This window comes from Ilyomonas limi (assembly GCF_005233845.1).
GTDB classification, from domain to species: domain Bacteria; phylum Bacteroidota; class Bacteroidia; order Chitinophagales; family Chitinophagaceae; genus Ilyomonas; species Ilyomonas limi.
Map to the genome: position 1 here is coordinate 64,714 of NZ_SZQL01000009.1, position 22,980 is coordinate 87,693.

The window sequence follows — 22,980 nt, forward strand, 5'->3', positions numbered from 1 at the left end:
TTAAGCCTGCTTACTTTTGACTATGCAAAGAGTCATTACGCTCCTCGAAATTATTACTGTCGTTTTGTTTACAGTACAGAGTGCCGCTGCACAAACCAATAAGCAATTGGCACAAACAATATTGCATGATAAAAAGCTGGATACGGTGCTGGCTAAGGCCAAAGAGGTATTAAGTAAAGGATTCAATGCAGGTGATGGTTATCCGCAGGTTTGGATACGCGATTTTAATACGTTTATTGAAACCTCCTGTGAGGTATATAGCCTGGATAGCATTCGTAAAAACCTGCTCACATTTTTGTATTTACAACAACCCAATGGCGAAATTGTAGATGGTTATGTGTTGAAAGGTCATGTAACCTGGGGTGATCCTAATATGTACTATTCAAGTATTGACACTACACATGTTGGTTTTAAAAACACGGTAGAAACCGACCAGGAAACATCGCTGATACAAGCTATTGGAAAATATATCAGCATTACAAAAGACACATCCATACTGTATGAAAAGATTGGTGGTAAAACAGCATTGGAACGCTTAGGCTTATCTATTGAATTCTTATTGAAGAACCGCTATTCGAACAAATACAATTTGCTTACCGGCGCTACCACTCAGGATTGGGGCGATGTTCAGATAGAAGGCGGTGCGGTAGTGGACATTGATAGTCTTACGCATTGGTCGGTAGATGTGTATGACAATGCCATGTTGATCATTGCTTTGAATAATATGATACGTTTTGCAAAAAAGGAAGGCGACAAACAGCAATGGACAGCTCTAAAAGAACGTACAGCAACCAACGCCAGGAAGTATTTGTGGGACGCTTCAAAACACAAGTTCATTCCACATCTATATGTAGATGGCTCCCCTTTTCCTAAATCCTTTGATGAAAATAAAATCTATTTTCATGGTGGTACGGCTGTAGCCATTGAAGCAGGTTTACTATCAAAAAAAGAAATAGCGGAAGTGAATGCGGATATGCTGAAAAATGTAAAGCTTTCCGGCGCACCATCTATCGGTTTAACGTTATATCCGCCTTATCCCGAAAACATTTACCCGGGTTCCCATTCCAATAAAGAGTACAACTACCAGAATGGTGGCGACTGGTCGTGGTTTGGTGGCAGAATGATACAGCAACTGGTTACCAACGGCTACGTGCAGGAGGCTTATGATGAAGTGCAGCCTATAATTGACCGCGTACTTAAAAATGAACGATTTTATGAGTGGTATGACAGAGATGGTAAGCCCCGCGGTTCTGATAATTTTAAAGGTTCAGCAGGTGTATTGGCAAAAGCAATAGTAATGTTGAGAGATTGGGCAAAGGAGCATCAATAAGTTTATTGGAAAACTTTGCTTTAATATGTTGGCTTGTGAACTATAGATTGCCCTTTGCAACATATTTTAAAATTGCCTATTGCTATTTACTAAGTCACTATTAAATCTTGCTAATTTATTCATACAGATCTTTATAAAACATCAAATTGGCAAGCCCATCAATAGCCATTTGTACTAATGAAAAACATACGGCTTGTATCCTTTTATCAGTTCAAATTTTTAGAGTGCCTTACTGGGGAGGTTCACATCATTCTAAACTAAACTGGTTAGTCTTATTTTATTTTGAGTTTTTGGTTGGTGGAAATATTATAGATGCTCATCTCACTTTTGTAAACTGAACAAGCAAGCTTCAGCTAAAATCCACCCTAGGCTAAGTGGTGGCGTTGGCCCGGACGGACGTGCGGAGCGATCATGCCGTCCTTGACCTTTTTGGTTACTTTTTGTGTCAATGCCTGCCCCGACTTGTCGGGGACAAAAAGTGACAAACAAGAACTGTATGTGGGAGATTTCACTTTTATATCCGGTAGTACATACACCCGTTAAAAACAAAATAAATTTATATAACACTATACTTTAACAGGCTGCATATATCCTTATAAGTTATTTACTTATTAAGATCCAGGACCGAAAACTACTCTTCTATCGCAGGCATTAAAAACGTACTCACTTCGGGTGTGTGATGTTCTTTTTTCATAATATTCTGCATCTTCTTTACAATATCAGGATGTTCATTTGCAACATCCTGTTGCTCCTGTATGTCTTTGCTTAAATCATACAACTGCATAGTGGTGTTATTATCCTTTTTTATGTTCAGAATTACCCCTTTCCAATTACCCATTCTTACAGCCTGCTGGCCACCATATTCAGGATATTCAAAGTATAAATAGGGGTGTTGCTGTTCTTGTTTTTTGCCTGTTATTTCGGGCAAAATACTAATGCCATCAATCCCTTTTGGAGCCGCTATATGCAGTAAATCACAAAATGTAGGCATCATGTCTATCGTTGCAGAAATCATATCGGAAGTGGAGCCTGCTTTTACTTTTCCAGGCCACGATACAATAAAAGGTTCACGTATGCCGCCTTCATGCACAAAGCCTTTGCCCCAGCCTGTTTCAGATTTAAACGGACCACCACTATTGAAGAATGGCCCATCTACGCCAACACCGCCAAACGATGGACCGTTATCGCTGCAAAACATAATGATAGTGTTCTCATACACCCCTTTCTTTTTCAGCTCCTGTACCAACTGTCCTACCTGTTCATCCAATGTGGAGATCATTGCTGCATAAGTCGCGCGTGGATAACGGCAGGGAAAATAACTGCCACCTAAATAAGGTTGTTCATCCCCAAACTTTTGATGATAATAATCTACCCATTTTTCGGGTGCCTGTAACGAAACGTGTGGTAATGGTGATGGATAATATAAAAAGAAAGGCTTGTCACTATTTTTATCTATAAAGTTCAAAGCCGCTTTTATTAAGAAATCGGGCGCATAATCTTTCTGTTGATATACTTCATAATTCTTTTCATCCAGCGGGTCTAAATTTTTGGGAAATGTGATTTGCGGATCCACAATTTTATTATTCAGCGGCACGCGGTTTTCATTCTCCCACAAATGCCCGCTATAATAAGTATGATCCTGCCGCTGGCAAATGAAACCATAGAAATAATCGAAACCTTGCTTGTTAGGCGTACCATTGGTGAATGGTGAGCCAAGTCCCCATTTACCAATCAAGCCTGTTGTGTAACCCTGGCCTTTCAACACCTCTGCTATCGTTAGTGTTGAATCAGGAATGGGTCGTTGTCCTTCCAAAAAAGGATTGGACTCCATCGTTTTAAAGTTCCATACATCGCCGCGCTCTTCCCATTCATCGTTGCCACGTATATAGGCTTTGCCGGAGTGAATGCCCGTCATTAATAAATAGCGCGATGGTGCACAAACCGGAAAAGCATAATGCTGCGTAAAGCGCATGCCGCTTTTTGCAAGCGCATCAATATTAGGTGTTTCTATCTTTTGCTGACCGTAGCAACCTACATCACCATAACCCATGTCATCGGCAAAAATGTATATAATGTTGGGCTTGCTGTTGCTGGCTGTTTGGGAAAAACTGGTAATGGCAATGGTCCACAATAGAATGAATGAGAAAGCTATTTTCATAATAAGTAATGCTATAATTATTGTTGTGGCAAATGTGCAAAATCAATTACCGGTTTGTTGCCTGATGCCTTGCGTGTAAATGATTGGTTAGGTTTTACAAAGCCATTAAAAAATCCATCGTTACGCAAAAAGAAATAATCGCCATCAGCACCGCCGGCATAATCTTTCCGGTAGCCACCTTTGGCAGTTGCATCGGCAGTAAAGATCGCATTGGTTAATTCGTGCCATTCGCCTTTACCATTTCTTATCCATTGATTTTTATAAAAGCCCGTTCTTGTTTCATTACCGGTTTCGGGTATAAAATTTTCGAGAAATGAATAGAGATGTGTAAGATAAGTAACCGTTTGTGGCCGCTTAAAAGCAGCAATTAAATACCACTCATTTGCACTTATATCTTTAAAGTAAGCCGTGTAAGTGGTAGTATGATGAGTTGAATCGGGCTGCGCACCCAAGAGGAATGCATAGGTTTTGCCAGCCTGCCAGTTAAAGCGCATAAAACTTTGTCCTCCGGAGCCTTCATTGCCAAAATCCTGCGCATGTACAGCAGTACCTTTTTTTGATAACACGATGCGCATACTATCCGGTATGTCCTTTGGATTTTCTGTTTCAAAAGGACTCCATACAGAAAATAAAACACGGCGTTCTGTATTGCTGTTTACCTGCATTCCAAAATAGCCTTCACCAAAGCCATCTGCCATAAAATAAGAGCCTACTTTATCGTTGCCTGCGGGTACTGTAATTTCATTATAAAACCAATGCACGTCACTCTTTAATTCATCCGGCGGCGGATAACGTAAATGCACCGAAGGACCCCTGCGACCAAAATGAAAGGAACTGCCCTTTTTTACATACACCAGCGTGCTATCCGGCTTGTCGTGCTGAAGAATTAAGTCAGAAATATTGGCAAATACAGCCCCGGCTTTGCTAATACCTTTCAAATCAACTTTTATATAACCGGGTTTTGAAACTACCAGTTTGCCTATATCAACAACATCAAAATCTTTATTTGCAATATGCTTATTAAAAATACGATTCCCCGATACAATGCTTATATCGCTTGCACCTTCGGGCACTTGCAATCGCAAAGCAAGATTAAAAGTTTGCGGCACATCGGTTCGAAAGTAAATGCTTGCCATAGAGGAGGCGTCAGACCAATTTATTAAGCCGCTATCGCTTATTACTGCCGGTTCATTTACCCACGCATTACCGCCGAGCGGAATAGTATCTGTATATATCTGTTGAGATAATACCGGCCTGCTGAAAAACACTATTACTAAAATGAAAATAATACCCGTAAATCTTTTTTCGCAATACATCATGGTACTTATATATCAACTGGCTTTAAAAAGAGCAAGCAAATAAGTAATTTTATTAAAGCCCCCATCACTCTATTTCAAAATTTAGCGCTTTTGGGTAAAGTACAACAGTTGTATTATTGCAGTGATTGTTCTCCGGCTAAAAGAAGATAAGCATGATGGCTTCACAAATTGATCTCTTGTTTAAAGAACCAAAATGCTAACCACCTTAAATGTACATAGCCGTTAAGCAAAACTTTTAATACGCATTTTCTTCCCCTATAATGATATTCCAAAAGGTTAAAACCATAATCTTAATATCGAACCAAAGAGACCAGTTTTCCATGTATTCAATATCGTATTCCACCCTTTTTTCCATAAGCATCAGATTAATTATTTCTCCCCTGTAGCCATTTACCTGCGCCCAGCCGGTAATACCGGGTTTTAGATAAAGCCGCCCCATGTAATGTTTTATTTGCTTGCTATATTCCTCGGTATGGCGCAGCATGTGCGGGCGTGGACCCACTATACTCATTTCGCCTTTCCATACATTTATAAATTGCGGAAATTCATCGAGACTTGTTTTACGGAGAAAAGCACCCACCTTGGTTATCCTGCTGTCTTTGTAAGTAGCTTGCTTACTATCGCTCTCCGCATTTACCCTCATGCTGCGAAATTTAAGACACACAAAAGAGTCGTTATCTCTGCCCGAGCGCAACTGTTTGAAGAAGACAGGACCTTTGCTCTCGAGTTTTATAAGTATGCCTATCACAGGGATAAGCCAGGATAAAACAAAAAAGATAACTAAGCTGCTTATGATGATATCTGCCGCCCGCTTGGTTATATAATTTATTGGCCGCCGTAATGGCTCATTATACCGCTGCCATACAGGCATTCCATTAATGTATCTAACATGGCACAACGGTCCTTCGGGCAAAGCTTCCAAATCTATAAAATTCACGCGGATGCAATGTTTTTCTGCTTCCTGAATGATTTCTTTTACGTCTAATGTATATGCAGAGGAAGCACTGATGTATAGTTCTTTTACCCCTTTTTCTTTTGTAAAATCGATAAACGAAAAAATAGATGTCGTACTATTTATATTTTGTACAGGCAGCCCTGGCTCATAATTATCAAAGTATTTGATATGAGAAAATTTATTTTTATGGTGCAGGTGGTTGGCCATCTGCAGGCTCTTCTCATTGGTTCCTATAATGCCAATACTATGGTGGTGACCGGATGCTTTATAAAGTAAAGCAATAATGTCGTTGCAAAACTTTTGTAACCCCTGTAAAAGAAGGGTCCATACAACCAGCAGCGCTAAAAAAACCGGCAGCGAAATAAGTTGAACAACGAAGATGATACTCAACGTTATAGAGCCCGCACACATCAGCATTATGAGGATGCGTTTTCTGCCTATAACTGAACGCTTTTTGTTAGGAGATTTTGCAGCAGGCCTTAACGCCAAATAAAAGGAAAGCACATAAAAAAGAAGGAAAAAAAGTAGAATAAAAGAAAAATTGAAGCCGGGAATTATATAATAAAATGCTCCCCCTATAGCTATAACAAAAAGATTGATGATTACAATCCTATTTAGAGAGACATACCTTCTCATGAGGTTTTTCATGAAAATTCTTATTAAGGGATAAAGGAAATATTCAACTTTTCAGAGCTTAAATGTAACAACAACAAACCAGTTATTAAAAAAAATTTAAAAAGTGTTTTTAAATACTGCTTTAACCACCTTATAAATATAAATTCTCACCTATAAACCTTGAATATAGCTTAAAAAATTATAATAAAAAAACTTGTTTTTTTAATCTCTTTTTATATCTTGCCTTTACATATAAAATCTGTGAACAGATGATTGTTTGAGGCGTTTACTATAGCTCTTAACCATGAATACTCCCAAGACTAATCATTTCTTTTTTAGGAAGGCTCTTAAAAGAAATGCACCATTAAAGAGCAAAATAACTGCTTACCATTCAATTGCATTTAGATTTTAAGTGAAAACCGGACTGTGTGGTGTGTTATTTTTATTAAAGTAAATAAGTGTCACTAACAACCAAAGAAAATTATATAACAAATTTCAACCTTGCATTAGTTTTCCTCGTATATAATAAATTAAAACACCTTGAATCACCAACTTTCTAAACCTCCTTTGACATGAAACCGAAACCTAAAGTTGCTATTGTAACAAATATTGCGTGGAACATTTATAATTTCAGAAGAGGGTTGGCAAATGCAATAAAGGAGGCTGGATATGAACCTATTTTAATGGCTGCCGATGATGAATATGCAGAAAAACTTAAAAGAGAAGGCTGGCACTTTATTCCTCTCAAAAATATGGAACGGGCTGGAATGAACCCGCTGGCAGATGTAAAGCTGATGCTTGACTTTATAAAGATTTATAAAGAAAATGACATTAAATGCGCTTTACACTACAATTCAAAACCTTTGATTTACGCAAGTTTATCTGCCTCTTTTTTAAAGATACCTTACCTTCCTACGATTACCGGGCTGGCAGGTCCTTTTTCGGGCAACAGAACCATTACAAGCAAAATAGTTACGCTGCTGTATAGGTATTCATTGAGAAACAGCTATAAAGTGTTGTTTCAAAATAATGAAGACCTGCGTTTCTTTTTAGACAAAAAAATTACTCAGTATGAAAAGACGATAGTAGTGCCAGGCTCAGGAGTCAATCTGGATGAGTATCAGTCAGCCCCCTTTAGCTTTCCGCCAGGTGATAAAATTGTTTTTTTAATGCTTGCACGCCTTTCAAGAGCAAAGGGTGTGGAGTATTATGTACATGCAGCAAGAGCAGTAAAAAAGAGATTTCCCAATGCCATTTTCAGGCTGGCAGGTCCGTTTGAATGTGATGAGCTGGCAATTAGCAGGCAGGAGGTGGACGGCTGGCAGCGCGAGGGAGCAATAGAATACGTAGGTGTTTCTGATGGTGTAAAAAAAGAAATCAGCGAGGCGCACGTTATTGTGTATCCATCGTATTATCGGGAGGGTATTCCAAAAGCACTTATCGAATCAGCAGCTATGTCTCGCCCAATCATTACCACAGATAATGTTGGATGCAGAGAAGTGGTACAGCATGGTGTAAACGGCTTTCTTGTTCCAATAAAAAATACGGAGGCCTTAGCAAAAGCATGTGAACGTTTTATATTGCTGAGCGAAGAAGAGAAAATTAAATTTAGTACAGCCTCCAGGAAAATCTCACAGCAATTTGATGAGAAAAAAGTGCTGCCGGAATATATATCGCTTATAGATAGCTGCCTGAATAAAGGCAATATAAGCGTTTCTGTTTTGAATTATGATCCGGTAGCCTTAACAGAAGTTCAATAACCCAATTTTTTATACAATTTTCCGGCAATAATCTTAAAAATCAACCGGTGATATACTGACAACCCTATCTTTTTAGAATTATACGATTTCTTAAATCTAATTTCTTTCTCCAACCGGAGCCTGTTGCCACCAACATTATGTTTCGGGCGAAAAGGAAGCCCGTTTTGTATCATCGCTATCACTTCAGATAAATCTGTATCTACAAACGCTCCTATTTTTTGTAAAACGCTTTCGGGCTGTGCAACAAGGTCTTCATACTTGATTTGTATATACCTATTTGCCGGCATTTTCGCTCCCAAACGTTGTGCAATAGCGTTTCCTAAAAACCAGCCTACCGAAGAACGCGCAGCTGCAAACCGGTCATTTTTGCCATAGCCTTCCAGTGCCCAGTTACGTCCTTTTTCTACGTACGATTCTACCACACTTAAACCGTTTTTTACTAAATGAATTACATACACATCAAAGCCGGTGTATTGATGCAAAGCATAAAAACGGCCAGCCATATCCCTGGAAGTTTTTGATGAATCAACGACTATATCTTTGCCTGAAGTTGTAAAAATGTAATCGTATAAAGCGGTTTGAATCAAGGTGTATTTCTGAATAATATCTGGAGCAATTTTCCCGTTTGTGAGTGCAGTAATATACTTGCGGTTTTCAACATGTTGTACTATTTCCCTTGCTCCTTGCAAGCTTAATCCCTGCGGTAGTTTTAAGTCTTTCCAAAAACTGCAATCTTTATAAACTGCTCCGCAAGTACAGGTACGTGTACCATTCAGCCAGTCTTCAAATAAATAAAACAGCTCACCAGTACCAAATATTTTAGTATGGCTACCCAACAAAATGTCCAGAATAGTGGAACCGCTTCTGCTGTATCCGGCTATATAAATGATTTTCCTTTTCACGATTATCGCACCTTAAGGTATTGATCTATGTATTGTTTGGCAGTACTTTCAATATCAAATAATTCAGCAGCTCTTTTAAAACTTTTTTCTCCTAATGCATCAATCGAAATTTGATCATAAGAAGCAAATTTTAAAATTGCTTTTTTTATTTCGTCAGGCGATTTGGGATGCACAAAGTAACCCACCTCCTCACCCACTACTTCGCGCAGGGTAACGATATCTGAGCATACCACCGGGCACTTTGCTACCATTGCTTCTACCACCGCATTACAAAAGCCCTCCCACAGGGAGAGCATTACAAAAAAATCAGCCGCATTTATTAATTTGAATACTTCTTCGCGCGGTAATATCCCTAAAAACTGTACTTTATTAAACTTGTCCCAGCTATTTTTTACCGCCAGCAAATCTTCGTACAAATTACCAGCGCCCGCTATCAGCAACCGGATATTTTGATTTTCGTACGAAGCAGCAGTAAACCCTTTTATTAAGTTTTCAATATTCTTCTGCTTTATCAATCGCGCAGCACAAACAAATAAGCGTTCCTTTGGAGCAACGCCGTATTTTTCTCTTAGCTGCCGGCGGTTTTCGTCGGTTGAAAAAGCTATAATTTTATTGATATTAATGCCATTATAAATTGGGATTGCTTTTTTTCCTGCTACCAGTTTCTCCAGTGAATTAAACGAATCTTTTGTACTCACCGAATTGCATATTACTATATCGGCTAAAGACAAAATTGGTATGTTCAAAATTTTTTGATGCCATTTTGCAAAACGATGGTCGTTGTGCTCTGTTTTAACCACCAGTTTTACTTTATTATACCTGGCAGCCAGCATAGCAATAAGTGCAGAAAAGTTGTGATGCACATGCAAAATATCCGGCTTGGTTTCCTTTATCAACTTATTTACTTTGCTAAATGCCCCTTTAATACTGGACTTAGGAATATTGAGATCTATTACATTTTTCGCAAAGCTCAACGGCTCGCCAGGTACTGCTCCATAAAAAGATACGATGTGCAAATTTATTCTGTCGCTTTTGCGCATATAGGTAGCCAGTTCCAAAGGAATGGAGGTGGTCGTATTTTCGCTGGTTATGTATAAAACCGTCAAACTATCTTTCATAGGTGTAGAGCCGTTGAAGAAAATGGCACTTATGTTTAAAGGGTAGTTATAAACCGATTGGTGTTTCCTGAACATTCGGGAATTCGCTCGTTAGTTCTTGTTTTCTTTTTTCTTTTACTTTTTTGTGAAACCGCAGTTCCTTGTTTAAGCCTAATATCATGCCGCAGGGAAGGATAACATATAACCAGGACAACGCTTTGCCTGCCAAAAAGAAATTAACAACAGATCCTAAAAAGAATAAAGCTATTGCAATACGTGCATAAAGGGCAATATGCGGAATCCTGTTTTTAGATAGTTTCCATAATTCAATAAAAATGAGCACCAGCGGCACCATAAAAAGAATGATTCCTATAATTCCATTTTCCGTTAGTATTTTCAAGTAAAAATTATGTGCATCATGCGATATGAACCCATGCGTATCCCTGATGATATAATCTTTGAACTCGTCAATTCCTATCCCCGTAATCGGATACTTCATAAAAAGCTGAATTCCATAATTAAACATGAAAATACGTTCTTCATCACTTTTGGATGCATAGGAGTCGTTGCCACCGGAGAATACGCTACCAATATCGGACAGGGAAGATAGCTGGCGATCTAAATAACGGAATTCCGGCAGGCTTACCAGCAACAAACCAGTAATAATAGCAACAACACCCACGATTGTAAAAAAAGTAACTATTCCATTGATGTTTTTTTTGCTTAAACTCGACTTGACCTGGAGGTAAGTGAAAAAACCGCCTCCAATTACAAACCCTGCCCATCCTTTTCGTTCGCCCGAAAGTAACAGCATCACCAAACCTAAAAAGACAAACCCCAGTTGCAACAGCGTTTTTTTATTACTGCTAAACAAGCGTATTACAGCCAGTAAAGCAAAGAATGCAAAGCTATGTTTGGGCGAATCTAAATCTTTATAATTGGCAAACCTCCCACCTGCAATATTATACATCATACTATAAAAGGCTATGCATCCTGTACCCCAAAAAAGTATATCAATAAATTCCTTTCGTTTTTGGGGCTCATTGGTAGCTTCTGCTATCAAGTGCATTAGAAAAAGATATTCTACCAGTTGGATCGTCTCCTTAATGATACTGCCGAATGTAACTTTGGTAATACCATTAACCAGAAGATATACTATTAAAATATACAAACCGGAAGTAGCAGGATTGTTGGAGATTTTCAATTTGCCTGTAGATAAAATCATTAATGCGACCAATCCCACAAGGAAAAAATCTATTATCCGCAGGCGGACAAAGGAAAGCTCATAATCAATGTCGAAAAACAAGGTTAAAATAAAAAAAGCCAACACATGGTGGAATCTGATTTTCATGAGCTTTTATAGGGTTAAGATATGCTCTTAATAAATATTTTAATATTAAAATATACGAACTATTGCCAGCAGGAAGCGTTTATTTTGTTTTAACGACATATCCTAATGGCTTTTTTCTCTGATCGAATACCCGAATGGATTTGGACAACCTGTCATTTAAGGCTGCTTTGTTCAGCGTATTCTCAGCCGATTGCATTTCAGCAGAAGCGGGATTACTTACATTTTTAAACTCGCAGTCAGTAACAGTAATTGCATTTCTCGATCTTTTAATTGCCGTAGTGCCGGTATTAAAATGACACTTACTCACCAAAGCAGCGGCATTTACAGCCACATCAAATAGCTGGAAGCTTGAGCCAGTAACGTATTTTGCTTTTACTCCATCTTCTTTTGTCCTTCCTTTAAAGATGCAATCCTTTACGTAAGTAGCATTCTGAATGAAAGCACGTAAGGTGGTGGAGTCTTCTTTACGGAGGGCATAAGATTCAAACTGGCAATCCTCTATTATCCCCAATTGCAAACTGGATGCATTGCGAAAATCTATTCTTCCATTCTTAAACTGAGAATTTTTAATGGCAGCAAGCTCGCAGTCGTTACTGATATGTATATCAGCATGATAATTGGCAGAATTATCTGCACCAATAGTGCTATTATATATGAATATTTTTCTGCAGCTTTCAAAGTGTATGGCATCTTGCCCCTGGTTATAAAAGTGGCAATTATTTATAACTGCCAGGCTACTGTCGCTTACAAAATTAGTAGAGTACTGCACGCCAATAGAGCCTTCTTTGCAATCAAGATTGATAAAATAAACCACCTGGCTATTTCTTCTTGTGCATTTAAAATAAGTGGACTGATGACCTTTGCCATGCGTAGTACGCAATTTGGAATAATTTAAGTTAGCTCCTCCCGAAGCTTTACTGTCTGCAATCACGCCCAGTTCACATTCAAATAATTCTACCCCATCATATACCGTATTGATTAGCGAAACATCTTTTACCAAAGCAAATTTTGCACTTCGTATAGTCAGCAAACCATAATTGCCTTGTGTGCGCACCCATTCGTTATTGCCGGTGGGCGAGCCAGGCCAAGACTGCTGATTCTTATTACCATCAAATAACCCACCCAGCCAAATAAGCTGGTTATTATATCCGTTGCCACTGCCTTCAAAAGCTATGGCATTATAGCCGGTATTATTAGCCATTTTAAATGTAGCACCATAGGCGTAAATAGTAATGTTTTTATTAAGCGGTACCCGGATGAGGTTTTGAATAAGAAAGATTTTTCCTTTTGGGAAAATTACCCCGCTGCCATCTTTACAAGCTGCAAAAGCCTTTGCAATAGCATCGTCATCAGCCTTAGTGCCATTGCCGGCAGCACCGTAGTCCATTACATTTACAAAAGAAGCCGTATTGATGTGTTGAAATTTTTCCTGCACTAACACCGGATAAGGAGTAGTATCGTTGGTGGTTAAATATTCATTCATCGGGAATACTACCTCAAAATTAGATATATTATCATTCGCTTTTTTCTTCTTTGCATTAGGGTTATTGCCTTGTGAAATACAGGATGGTAATAACAGTAATATGGATGCACTTAGTAATAAAAAGCTTTTGATCAGATTGTTCATCATAAAAAATTTAGCGCTATTTGGACTGGAAAGGTAGTGCTCTGTTTAATAATGACGACAATGCTTCTAAATCTTCACAATAATATTGCTGTAGTGCTACCGCATCGCTTTCAGGCATCTTCTCATATTGCTTTTCCACCGTATTCAGCTTTTTGATGCGATCTGAAAAGCCTTTGCGCTTCATCCAGTTAAGCACGCTGCTTAATGCCTTGCTCCTGCGCATCTTATGTACCAGATACATTTGTTTATTTAATAATGCGGCGCTTTTGTAAGCAGATGCCTCAAATACTTTTTCCTGTACCGAACTGTCGTTTTGGTAATATGCATCGTCAACTCCTAAAAAGCGGCAAACCTGAGCAAGCCAATATTCAGGATTTTTAAAAACCTCCTCCGAAAATAATATTAGTATTTGTTGCGGGTCAAATAATTCATAGTACGTTTTCAATTGTTTATAATACAATCCCCGCTCAATAAAACGCGGCTCTTTTTGTTCAATAACTTCTTTAAAGGAGGCGAGCGTAGTATGACTCTTTTGCTTTGCCATCCAGTAATGCGAGTAGGCACGCTGTACAGGATTACGCAACATGGCAATCAGTTTTACGTTGGGCAAGGTAGCTTTAATACGTGCAGGCGCTTCGGGGTCGCAGATGTACATAGGTGTAACTTCGCCAATGGCTTTTTGCCCGTTATATTCTTTAAAAAATTCCAGGTACCAGTCTAACCCAAACTGAAAATAATCATGCGCAATACCATTGGAATTGTACTTATTAAAAAAGTGTATTTCTTTGGTAGGCGGCAAAAATACGTCCGGGTGCTTTTTTAGTTGAGCATGCAGCCAGGTGGTACCACCTTTTTCCACACCAATAACCAGGAAATTTGGTAAAACAGAATTAGCCATTTCTTACAAAAACTATTAAGTCTGATATTTTTATTTAGCTGTTGCGCAATATTTTAAACCCGGAAAGTTGCTTAACAAATATTGCCAGCCACAATGCGTAAGCTTTGAATAATTTGACATCTTTTTTAAAAGATTGATTTACTTCCCTAAAGGCTTTTGCGTGTTCGCCTTTTTTATAAAAGTACAACCCCACCTTGTAATGTATCAGCGCATCGCGCTTACGGCGGTAAGGTGCAATAGCAGGCTCTAATTGCTGCATTTTGTCTAAGGCTATTTTATAGCCTTTGGCATTTTCGTAAGTATTGGCACCTAAGCTGTCTTTCAACTCTCTTTTTTTAAGCAGGCAGCCTTCTACATGCTGAAAAGCATAATGTCTTGCTATTCTCAGCCACATATCAATATCTTCTCCGCCTTCGAGGAGGGTTGTATCAAACAAACCTTCTTTTTCAAAACAAGCCTTTTTTACCAATACGGTAGAAGGTATAACGGGTGCACCTTTTGCCACAAATTTGAACAATAAGTCCTGTTCATCAGCCTGGTATGCGATTACTCTTACAGGAGTCAGTTTTTCCTGCTTGTAATCGTACTTAAACAGATCTGTATAGAACAATCCTACTTCAGGATGTTGCTCCAAAGCTTTGCATTGCCTTTCAATTTTATCAGGCAGCCACAAATCATCTGCATCCAGGAAAGCTATATAATCGCCTTGTGCATTACTGATGCCTGTATTTCTCGCAGCCGATACACCGCCGTTTTGCTGATATATATAGTTGATAACCGGATGCAATAAAGCTTTCTCTTTTATCACAGCAGCCGTACCATCAGTAGAACCATCATCCACCACTATTATTTCTTTGATTGCTTTACTATAGGTCTGCTGCAACACGCTGTCCAGCGCCTCCGCTATAAAAGATTCTTTATTGTAACAAGGTATAATTACCGAAATAAAATGTTCCACTATAGCCATTCTGTTTAGTGCTTATTGGTATTTAAGCCGTAAGCATTTGGTTATACAATTCAAGGTATTTTTTAGTAATAAATCCCATTTCATACTGCTCCCTTATTGTATTGAAAGCATTAATTCTGTAGCATTCTACAAGCTGCGGAGTGAGATTACCCGCACTTTTTATTGCCTGGCGCATAGATTCGTTAGAACCTACCTGTGCAAGAAAGCCATTGGTGCCGGGTGTTATCAAATCTTTACTTCCACTTACTTCATTGGAAATAGGGATCAATCCTACACTCATAGCCTCGAGCAATGCATTGGAGAGTCCTTCTGCTTTTGTAGAAAGTACAAAAAAGTCGGCAGCCAGTAAAAAAGGCCATACATTTTTCTGATAGCCTTTTAAGGAAATCACCTCGTTTAATCCTTTTTCATTTATCCTTTTTTCCACCTCTTTTCTCATCTCGCCATCGCCTAATAAAAGGAGAAAATAATTATTTTCTATAGGATTGTTACCGGCAAAACTATCAATAAGCCCAAGTATATCTTTTTGTTTTTCCAAACGCCCGGCAAACAGAAAAATTTTACGCTCCAATGGCAAATTCAACTGCTTACGATATTGCATTTTTCCTGCCGGCGAAAAGAGTTGCGTTATTTTAACTTCTACCCCGTTTGGCAAAAAAATAATTTTGTGTGCGGGAATTTTCTCTGCAAGTAATTCCTGTTGTATATCCCTGCTTATAGCAATTGCAATGTCAATATGTTGTACTACATAGCGGTGCAGCATTTTGCCTATAAAGGCTTTTCGTTTTAAGGTTAATAAATCAAAGCCATAACCCGAATTTCCGATTTTAACGATGGAGCGCTTCCGCAAAAGTTTACAGGCATACAATCCTGTAAATGCATTGAACTTTGCCTGGTGCATGTGAATCAGATCGTACTCATTTTTATGCTGCTTAAGCCAGCGAACACATTTATTGAACCAAATAAAGGAAGCGTGCAGGTATTTGAATGATAATAACTGTGGCGGACCATAACTCAATAACCGTATAACTTTAATGCCTTCCATCTCTTCATAAGCCGGAACTTTTTTATTTATTCTACTCGTAAGAATAGTTATAGAACATCCATACTGTTGTAATTGCTGCGAAAGCTTAAAACACTGCTGCTCTGCACCACCATTTGCTTCCGGCATAAACTGCGCAGTTAACATCACAATGCGAAAATTCTTCATTAGTCCTGATCTTGTTGTGCAGTGTTTTATTGAATGGCAGATAACTCTTTAGAATAACCCAGTAATTCAAAATCTTTCTCATAGATGGAAATTACTTTTTGAATCATAGCATCGCTGGTATAATATTGCTCATAAGGAAGCCTTTTGCTTTTGGTTACATTCAACTTTTGCAAAGGTTCGCCTGCACCAATTCTATTGCTGATGTATTCATAGTCTTTTTCAATGGTTTCAAACCGCCCCAAATAATCTGTTAGCAGCCTGTTATCCGAATCGCAAATGAAGTAGTGCTGCGGTCTGAAATAGCGGTTAGCTTTAGCGGTTGCCGGCGTAAGATAATTCAGTACAAAATTTTCCAGACTTTTATAGGGCTTTACTGTTTGGGCGATTTTCGCGTCTGCCGGGCCACCGCCTCCATCCTTCAAAAATTCATAAGCCGATATTAAGCGGGTAAAAGGGTTGCGAACAAAAGCAAATTTGAAGTAATTGTTGAAATCCTTTTTCCCAAACAAAATCTGATAGTACAAAGCCGACATATTGCCAATGCTTTTGCCCAGCAGCGATACAGAAATGGAAATACCGGCAGTTTTAGTGATATGTATAAAAATGCACTGATGCTTATATAATGTATTAAACCACGCTTTCTTCCGTTTAGCGTTTAAGGTTCTTTGGTTGAATATTCTCTTCAGGTAGTATAAGGATTCGTCTTTCAGGTTCATACGCTAACATCCGTTTTAGATTTAATAATTTTAAAAAGTTTATCGGAATACTTATATTCCTAACAAGCTTCAAAGCTGCCAGGAGCTTTTATCATAATACAAATCAGCTATCTCAGAAACGATATTATAAATCCTTTGCACCTGCTCCTTCGTAACCACTTGTTTCCAATATTCTTTCAAAGCAGAACTGTCTCTTTTGAAATCGTGCCATATATTGCCTTCTGCAAGGATTTTACCCTTGTTATAACTTGTTTCACTAATAAATTGTTCCATTTCTTTAGTGAATGAAATTTGCAATCTGTTACAAAGTGTCTGGAAAAAATCTATGGGTGAAGTTGAAATGTCTTCATGCTTAACCAGAAGCCATCCATCCTTGTCCCGGTGCTTATTTTCTACAGCAGTAAACACTTTATTAATACACTTCCAAAGCAGCGCTATCCTTTCTTCATAAGTTAAATTGTGGGCATTTTTTATTAACGCTACTTCATCTTTAAAGTAAACCTCAATAAGCTCTTTCTGTCCGAGGAAATTTTTAAAATCAAAGTCTGACTTTTTTTGTTTTAGTGAGCAGTAAAAAGCCATCGGATGCCTTACAACTGTTATAACTTTTGCATATTCCTTGCTAAAAATGTAATCGCTCAGAAAAGATGCAAAAGGATCTTTTAAAAGCAGGCTTTTAGATTGTTTCTTATCATTAAAGTAATTTCTGTATTTTATTTTGTCTCTGTTCCCAATCAGTTTTTTAATATAGTATTCCCAAATTGTATTTTTAGCATGTTTCTTAATGATGAATTTTGCATCACCATTAAAAAATTCATCAACGATTTCAGTATAATTAAAACTTTGAGCAAACGGAAACCTATGGTTGATACCATGCATACCATGGTTAGCTCTGAAGGGTTCATGAAAGTATATATAATTATTATTTTTTTCGAGCACTTTACCAATATAAGTAGTGCCGCTTCTGGGTGCACCTGTAATGAGAATATTTTTACTTGTATTCACTTGTATTCATACATTATATATATTCCAATTGCTCCATGCTTTTCTTTGCAAATTTTAAAAACAACTGCTGGTCCTTTTGACACATCCTGGCAATTTGATTTTGGTTAATATCCGGATTTACAAATTCAAAAAAATTATCAATATCAATCCAATATTTACTTCCCTCTTCCAACTTTGTATCGTGCACTCCGCTGGAGTTGATAAATTTTTTTGCTTTTAATCTTAAACTTATTTTATCGCCATAACGCAATCCTGCTTTATCATATAAGCTATGTACAAATTTTTTAGGATCGGCAAGCAAGTCCTCAAACTTAAGCAGGTGAAAATTGGGATATTTCGCCTCATACTCTAGCAGCTTTGTAACCATTTTATTATACACAATCCCAAACTTACCCGCATCCTTAAATGTTTTCCGGCGAAGGCGGCTTTCACACAATGCCAACCCGTTTCTAACTAATCCAAAATGTACACTATCAGGGTACATTTCCACTAAAGCCGGGGTCAAAAATATCAGGCCATTTACATGTTTGGGCACAAGCCGGGTGCGCTTCAACTCCTCCAAAGTATATATTTCCTCCGGCGTTTTGTATTTATTAAAAGGATGGTCAATATTTTTTAGTTTCCAGGTATATAACAGGTTATCAAGATAGTTTCTTGCAAAGCTGTTTAGCCGGCGTTCTGTATGATTATTGGCATGAAACAAGCCGTAATTTAACATCCAATAACCACTCTCCTTTTGTGGGTGCGGCAATGGATAACCGCCACGCAACGAAAGCCACATATTTACAGCACTTTTCCACTTACCGGCTTCCTGCCAGATGATTTTATCAGTTTCTTCTATGGGAGCACAGGCATCGGGATGGCTTTGCAATATTTCCCATACAATATTGCTGCCTCCACGTGCGAACGTATTTACAAAAATCGGTTGATGATTAAGCATTGTGTTGTTTCGACTGTTAGTAAAATTGCTTTTTTGAAATTGGAATAATTATACCAAACTGTAAGATTGCTTCCTCTTTTTGGTTGCAATTTTTACAGTTGAATAATCAGGTAAAAAACAATTCAGGCGCGTTAAAATGTTTTGCTGCTTTACGAAAGACGATATAGAGAATCAGCGATAAACCGATATAAATTCTATATTTCCTGTAATGCCACCATCCGCTTAAACCGCTCTGAAAACTCCAACATATCATCAAACTTTCCGGAAGCCGAAATTTTTCCTTTGTCCAGCAGGTATATTTTATCAGCGTTTTTAATAGTTGATAAACGATGCGCAATGATAATGATTGTATAATTGCCATGCAGTTTATCAATATTGGTGCGCACTACCCTTTCTGTTTCCGAATCCAAAGCCGAAGTTGCTTCATCCAAAATTAATATCTCTGCTTTTTTGTATAACTCCCTTGCTATAGATATTCTTTGCCTTTGGCCGCCGGATATTAATATGCCATTATCGCCTAATGGCGTAAATTCTTTTTCGGGTAACGACTCAATAAATTCATTCAGCGATACCAATTCTATAACTTTTGAAAAATGCTTTATATTTTCAGGTGATGGCTCATCCCAAAAGGTAATATTATTAAAGATGTTGTCATTAAAAATTACCGATTCCTGCGATATATATCCTATTTTATTTCGATAACTATCGAGATTATATTCGTGCAGGGAAACGCTATCTGCCAATATTTGTCCGCTATCCGGAGCAATCAAAGACGCGATTATATTGGCAAGCGTGGTTTTGCCCGATCCGCTTTCGCCTACCATTGCTATTGTTTGATTCTTGGGTATCCTGATATTAATACCATCCAGTACTTTATGAGCCCCATAAGAAAATACTACATCTTTTATATGCAGTTCGTGCTGAAAAGTGTGGAATAAAGTTGGGCGCTGCACTTCCTTTTGCTGTTCCATTTGCTCCGAAAGCTTAGACACGGCATTTATTGCGCCTACATTATTGATAAATTGTTGCCAGTTGTTTTGCAAGTCCACCAATAAAGCCAATGCACGGTAAAAAAGTAACAGACTCAATAGTATGGAACTTAAACTTGCGCCCATTAGGGTTAACTGTACCTTAATTACGATCAAAACAATAATAATAATGCTCGGCTCTTTCAAACTTTTGGTAATAGAATTATAAAACCCTATTTTTTTATATAAAGTTTCGGTTTGGGTTATCACCTCGCGCAGCTTAACAGAATACAAACTGAAATAATTGGTAGATTTCAGATATTTGAAATTTGAGATAGCTTGTATCAGGAAACTATTAAACTTATTTCCCTTTTTTGATAAAGACACCGAAGTTCTCTTGGTAGCTATATATACTTTTCGGTAAAAAAGATTAGATAGCGCTGCACCTGTTCCTACTAAAAGGGCAAACTGGTAGTTTGCCAAAAAAGCAAGGATAATATAAGTAAACAGCATTACAACCGATTGTGCAGCATTGAAATAGTAAAATATGCTCTGGTAGAGGCGCAGCATTTCGGTGGTGAAGATATTTTGTATTTTTCCGGAATCGAGCTGTAAAAAGCCCCGGTAGCTTAATTGCTGCAACTGTTTAGCCAGATTAAAACGGAGCCTTTTAACGAAGCTTTGTCTTAGAACTACCTGATAATTCAGTTGTACAAATTTTACCAGCCCTTTTACCAGGAACAGAATGAAAAGTATGCTCAGAACAGTATTAAGGTTTAATTCGAAGCCGAGACTTTTAATAGCATCTGTCAGGTAGTGTAGCTGCCCCAGCGATTTTCCGCCTGTTTTACCTCCGTTATCGCCTACGGCCTGCAGCAAGGGCATGAACATGGTAAGTCCCATGCCATCAAAAAAGCTAACCGTTATACACAAAAAGAAATTTACAAACAACCTATATCCGGTTCCTTTGTAAAAGAATTTAAAATAACCCCAAAAGTTATTTTTAAAAGCGACTTTCATTAAAATAAAATTTTAGAATATAGCCTTGCATTTTAAAATTCCTTTCACCTTATAAACTTCTGGTATATTAAATATTAAGCACACGGGGCTACATTTAATTACCATATAATAACTACCTGACTTTATATAAAACTTTCATTTCCCTGGAAGTCCTATACGCCCGATGTATTCCAGAACCAACGAATCTGAAACTGCAACAGCAATTATTATCCTTCTACTGCAGTCTCGTATGTATTTAATACCAACCAATCTGATAAATCTCTTCCTATTAAATCCTGCATTGCAAGGATATCCAGCTCCAGCATATTAATAATTACGCGCTTCAGATCTTCCGAAAGGACCGGCTTTTCAGTAAAATATCTGTTAGTTGGCACATACATCTTTCTCCATACCGCGGGAGATATTCTTTGAATCAGTTTTGGAAACAATTTTCCTTTGTATTTGCTATGTGGCCTTTCCATTCTCCCTTCATACGTTTTGTTGCTGTGTATTGAATCGGTAATTTCCGGCATAGCGCTAACATCTGCTCCAAGAAACGAGAGAATATTTTTTGTAACTGCTTCCTGGTTCTTTATAAAATCTTCAAAAAGCAGTATCATAACGTTTTCTCTGCCAAATTTTCTTATATACGGTATCACTTGAGTGTAATACCTGCTGAAATTTATGATGTCAGGGTTTCTTAATACAGTTTCTTCCAGAGACGTATCTATGTGTCCAAGCTGGTAAAGATGAACATATTGTGATACAGTTCTTGCAATTGGATTTCTGATCACATAAACAAACTTCATGTTATTATTATACTCATAAATATCATCCCAAATATGAAGGTTATAAGCAGGATATTTTGTGTAGCTGGTAGAACCTTCTCCGTACAGAATACCATTTTTAGGAAAATGAGAATGATACTCCTCCAGCCCATGCCTCCAGTTGATGTTCCTGCTGAAAAAGTGAGGTTCTTTGGGTTTGCTAAAAGAAATATCAGGATGTAAGGACAAGATTGTTGCAAGGCTTGATGTTCCACATTTCATTGCGCCTAAAATGATAAAATCTACTTTCATAACAGATAAATATTAACGAGCACTAATTAGAAATGTCCCTGGATAAGCTGCACCTGTTTTTACACGTATAGCAAACTGGTAATTTGCTAAGCAGGCAACGGTCCTACAAGCATTAAAACAATAATTACTTTATAATTCATACCCATATAGCTTAAGGTCTATATCAATCAACTCACTTGTTTTTCTATTGCTTTCCAAATAAAACCCACGGGCTACTTCATGAATTCTCTTCGCCTTCCTTGCATTTAGTTTTTTCTGAAAATCCTTTCCAAGTTGTTTCTCTAAAAAAGTAGTTACTCTAAACAAAGGCTGATTCATGCGGGTGGGCAATGAAAGCAAACCGTGTGGATTTTCTCTTGTTTTTGTAAATAATATATTATAGAGCCGTTTTGTTTCTAATGTCAAATTTAAATGTGATGTATTAAGTTGCTTTTTAAAATCAACCTTATTTATGCCTTCGCTATCCAGATTCAGAAATGTAAATAGTCGTACAAAATACGCTTCCGGATTTACTTTCATCAGTTCATAAGGCAATACAAGTACATTGGCTTTGCCAAATGTATTCATGTAGGTATTTATGATTTTATCATAGCAGAAAAGAAGTAAGTCGAATTCGGCAATGAAGCTGGGGCGTTTAAACCGGGTAAGATATCTTTTTAAATCTAAAGTACCGATAGTTTTAATGTACTGTTTGTAACCGGAAAGTATTATATCATTTTGCTCGCGTATGCCTATCAAAATTTTTGCATTAGGAAAAAGCTGCTTTATCTTTAAAAAATTATCGTAGCTATTGTAACCACCCGCGTGTGGGCTACCCAATAAGCCTTCATCAGATATTACATTTATACAATTGGGACGGAAATTTTCTGTTAGAATGGAACGGGTGTGATCTGAATCGAAAAAGAACAAATTTTTTCTAATAATTTCTTTGTGCACCAGCCCTCTTTCAATCAGATTAAAAGGTAAGGCAGGATTTTTAAAAACCTCTTTTTGCAAAAAAGTAGTCCCGGTTTTATGGTAACCAATATGTACTAATATATCATATTCCATGCGAGGATAGAAGGGTTTTAAACAATTTTGTAAA

General features: G+C 37.8%; 18 protein-coding genes. 2 read left to right on the forward strand and 16 right to left on the reverse strand.

Annotated features, from left to right (window positions below; genetic code table 11):
- The first annotated feature begins 22 nt into the window (after positions 1-22).
- The gene (locus tag FC093_RS12205; RefSeq protein ID WP_137262073.1) at positions 23-1,330 is read left to right on the forward strand and encodes an amylo-alpha-1,6-glucosidase; all 1,308 of its coding nucleotides are present in this window, start codon (positions 23-25) and stop codon (positions 1,328-1,330) included.
- Positions 1,331-1,961: 631 nt separating this feature from the next.
- Here FC093_RS12205 and FC093_RS12210 read toward each other — a convergent pair.
- The 3 genes from FC093_RS12210 to FC093_RS12220 all read right to left on the reverse strand — a co-directional run bounded on the left by FC093_RS12210 (position 1,962) and on the right by FC093_RS12220 (position 6,410).
- Complete coding sequence (locus tag FC093_RS12210) at positions 1,962-3,488, reverse strand: arylsulfatase (protein WP_137262074.1); 1,527 nt, start codon at positions 3,486-3,488, stop codon at positions 1,962-1,964.
- A 17-nt stretch (positions 3,489-3,505) separates the two neighbouring features.
- Positions 3,506-4,807 carry a DUF3472 domain-containing protein gene (locus tag FC093_RS12215; RefSeq protein ID WP_137262075.1) on the reverse strand — a complete coding sequence of 434 codons (1,302 nt, stop codon included), beginning with the start codon at positions 4,805-4,807 and terminating at the stop codon, positions 3,506-3,508.
- A gap of 235 nt (positions 4,808-5,042) precedes the next feature.
- Positions 5,043-6,410 carry an exopolysaccharide biosynthesis polyprenyl glycosylphosphotransferase gene (locus FC093_RS12220; protein WP_206106559.1) on the reverse strand — a complete coding sequence of 456 codons (1,368 nt, stop codon included), beginning with the start codon at positions 6,408-6,410 and terminating at the stop codon, positions 5,043-5,045.
- Between the two features lie 539 nt (positions 6,411-6,949).
- Between FC093_RS12220 and FC093_RS12225 the strand changes: the two genes are divergently transcribed.
- A complete protein-coding gene (locus FC093_RS12225; protein ID WP_137262076.1) occupies positions 6,950-8,137 on the forward strand; it encodes a glycosyltransferase family 4 protein in 1,188 nt (395 codons plus the stop codon).
- Here FC093_RS12225 and FC093_RS12230 read toward each other — a convergent pair.
- From FC093_RS12230 to FC093_RS12290, 13 genes are all read right to left on the reverse strand, one after another.
- Positions 8,131-9,039 carry a sulfotransferase family protein gene (locus FC093_RS12230; protein ID WP_170971069.1) on the reverse strand — a complete coding sequence of 303 codons (909 nt, stop codon included), beginning with the start codon at positions 9,037-9,039 and terminating at the stop codon, positions 8,131-8,133. The two genes, FC093_RS12225 and FC093_RS12230, sit on opposite strands and share 7 nt — an antisense overlap.
- A 2-nt stretch (positions 9,040-9,041) precedes the next feature.
- Positions 9,042-10,232, reverse strand: coding sequence for a glycosyltransferase family 4 protein (locus FC093_RS12235; RefSeq protein WP_137262078.1), 1,191 nt, complete (start codon positions 10,230-10,232; stop codon positions 9,042-9,044).
- On the reverse strand, positions 10,204-11,487 hold the full coding sequence (locus FC093_RS12240) for an O-antigen ligase family protein (RefSeq protein ID WP_137262079.1): 1,284 nt from the start codon (positions 11,485-11,487) through the stop codon (positions 10,204-10,206). Before FC093_RS12240 ends, FC093_RS12235 begins: the two co-directional genes overlap by 29 nt.
- 79 nt (positions 11,488-11,566) lie before the next feature.
- Positions 11,567-13,117, reverse strand: a complete 1,551-nt coding sequence (locus FC093_RS12245; RefSeq protein WP_137262080.1) for a hypothetical protein — start codon at positions 13,115-13,117, stop codon at positions 11,567-11,569.
- A 13-nt stretch (positions 13,118-13,130) separates the two neighbouring features.
- On the reverse strand, positions 13,131-14,012 hold the full coding sequence (locus FC093_RS12250) for a sulfotransferase domain-containing protein (protein WP_137262081.1): 882 nt from the start codon (positions 14,010-14,012) through the stop codon (positions 13,131-13,133).
- Between the two features lie 34 nt (positions 14,013-14,046).
- Positions 14,047-14,979, reverse strand: a complete 933-nt coding sequence (locus FC093_RS12255) for a glycosyltransferase family 2 protein (RefSeq protein WP_137262082.1) — start codon at positions 14,977-14,979, stop codon at positions 14,047-14,049.
- Between the two features lie 22 nt (positions 14,980-15,001).
- Positions 15,002-16,189 (reverse strand): glycosyltransferase, encoded by a 1,188-nt coding sequence (locus FC093_RS12260; protein WP_137262083.1) that lies wholly within the window; start codon positions 16,187-16,189, stop codon positions 15,002-15,004.
- 26 nt (positions 16,190-16,215) lie between these two features.
- A complete protein-coding gene (locus FC093_RS12265) occupies positions 16,216-16,905 on the reverse strand; it encodes a sulfotransferase family 2 domain-containing protein (RefSeq protein WP_137262084.1) in 690 nt (229 codons plus the stop codon).
- A gap of 69 nt (positions 16,906-16,974) precedes the next feature.
- Positions 16,975-17,910 (reverse strand): sulfotransferase, encoded by a 936-nt coding sequence (locus FC093_RS12270; RefSeq protein ID WP_170971070.1) that lies wholly within the window; start codon positions 17,908-17,910, stop codon positions 16,975-16,977.
- A gap of 13 nt (positions 17,911-17,923) precedes the next feature.
- Positions 17,924-18,850: a sulfotransferase gene (locus tag FC093_RS12275; protein ID WP_137262086.1), complete on the reverse strand. Its 927-nt coding sequence runs from the start codon at positions 18,848-18,850 to the stop codon at positions 17,924-17,926.
- Positions 18,851-19,044: 194 nt separating this feature from the next.
- Positions 19,045-20,838, reverse strand: coding sequence for an ABC transporter ATP-binding protein (locus tag FC093_RS12280; RefSeq protein ID WP_137262087.1), 1,794 nt, complete (start codon positions 20,836-20,838; stop codon positions 19,045-19,047).
- Positions 20,839-21,044: 206 nt separating this feature from the next.
- Complete coding sequence (locus tag FC093_RS12285; RefSeq protein WP_137262088.1) at positions 21,045-21,896, reverse strand: sulfotransferase domain-containing protein; 852 nt, start codon at positions 21,894-21,896, stop codon at positions 21,045-21,047.
- Positions 21,897-22,025: 129 nt separating this feature from the next.
- Complete coding sequence (locus FC093_RS12290) at positions 22,026-22,946, reverse strand: sulfotransferase domain-containing protein (protein ID WP_137262089.1); 921 nt, start codon at positions 22,944-22,946, stop codon at positions 22,026-22,028.
- Positions 22,947-22,980: the final 34 nt, after the last annotated feature.

Coding starts and splice junctions, on each gene's coding strand:
- FC093_RS12205 (WP_137262073.1), top strand. CDS start 23: ATGCAAAGAGTCATTACGCTCCTCGAAATTATTACTGTCGTTTTGTTT.
- FC093_RS12210 (WP_137262074.1), bottom strand. CDS start 3,488: ATGAAAATAGCTTTCTCATTCATTCTATTGTGGACCATTGCCATTACC.
- FC093_RS12215 (WP_137262075.1), bottom strand. CDS start 4,807: ATGATGTATTGCGAAAAAAGATTTACGGGTATTATTTTCATTTTAGTA.
- FC093_RS12220 (WP_206106559.1), bottom strand. CDS start 6,410: ATGAAAAACCTCATGAGAAGGTATGTCTCTCTAAATAGGATTGTAATC.
- FC093_RS12225 (WP_137262076.1), top strand. CDS start 6,950: ATGAAACCGAAACCTAAAGTTGCTATTGTAACAAATATTGCGTGGAAC.
- FC093_RS12235 (WP_137262078.1), bottom strand. CDS start 10,232: ATGTTCAGGAAACACCAATCGGTTTATAACTACCCTTTAAACATAAGT.
- FC093_RS12240 (WP_137262079.1), bottom strand. CDS start 11,487: ATGAAAATCAGATTCCACCATGTGTTGGCTTTTTTTATTTTAACCTTG.
- FC093_RS12245 (WP_137262080.1), bottom strand. CDS start 13,117: ATGATGAACAATCTGATCAAAAGCTTTTTATTACTAAGTGCATCCATA.
- FC093_RS12250 (WP_137262081.1), bottom strand. CDS start 14,012: ATGGCTAATTCTGTTTTACCAAATTTCCTGGTTATTGGTGTGGAAAAA.
- FC093_RS12255 (WP_137262082.1), bottom strand. CDS start 14,979: ATGGCTATAGTGGAACATTTTATTTCGGTAATTATACCTTGTTACAAT.
- FC093_RS12260 (WP_137262083.1), bottom strand. CDS start 16,189: ATGAAGAATTTTCGCATTGTGATGTTAACTGCGCAGTTTATGCCGGAA.
- FC093_RS12265 (WP_137262084.1), bottom strand. CDS start 16,905: ATGAACCTGAAAGACGAATCCTTATACTACCTGAAGAGAATATTCAAC.
- FC093_RS12275 (WP_137262086.1), bottom strand. CDS start 18,850: ATGCTTAATCATCAACCGATTTTTGTAAATACGTTCGCACGTGGAGGC.
- FC093_RS12280 (WP_137262087.1), bottom strand. CDS start 20,838: ATGAAAGTCGCTTTTAAAAATAACTTTTGGGGTTATTTTAAATTCTTT.
- FC093_RS12285 (WP_137262088.1), bottom strand. CDS start 21,896: ATGAAAGTAGATTTTATCATTTTAGGCGCAATGAAATGTGGAACATCA.
- FC093_RS12290 (WP_137262089.1), bottom strand. CDS start 22,946: ATGGAATATGATATATTAGTACATATTGGTTACCATAAAACCGGGACT.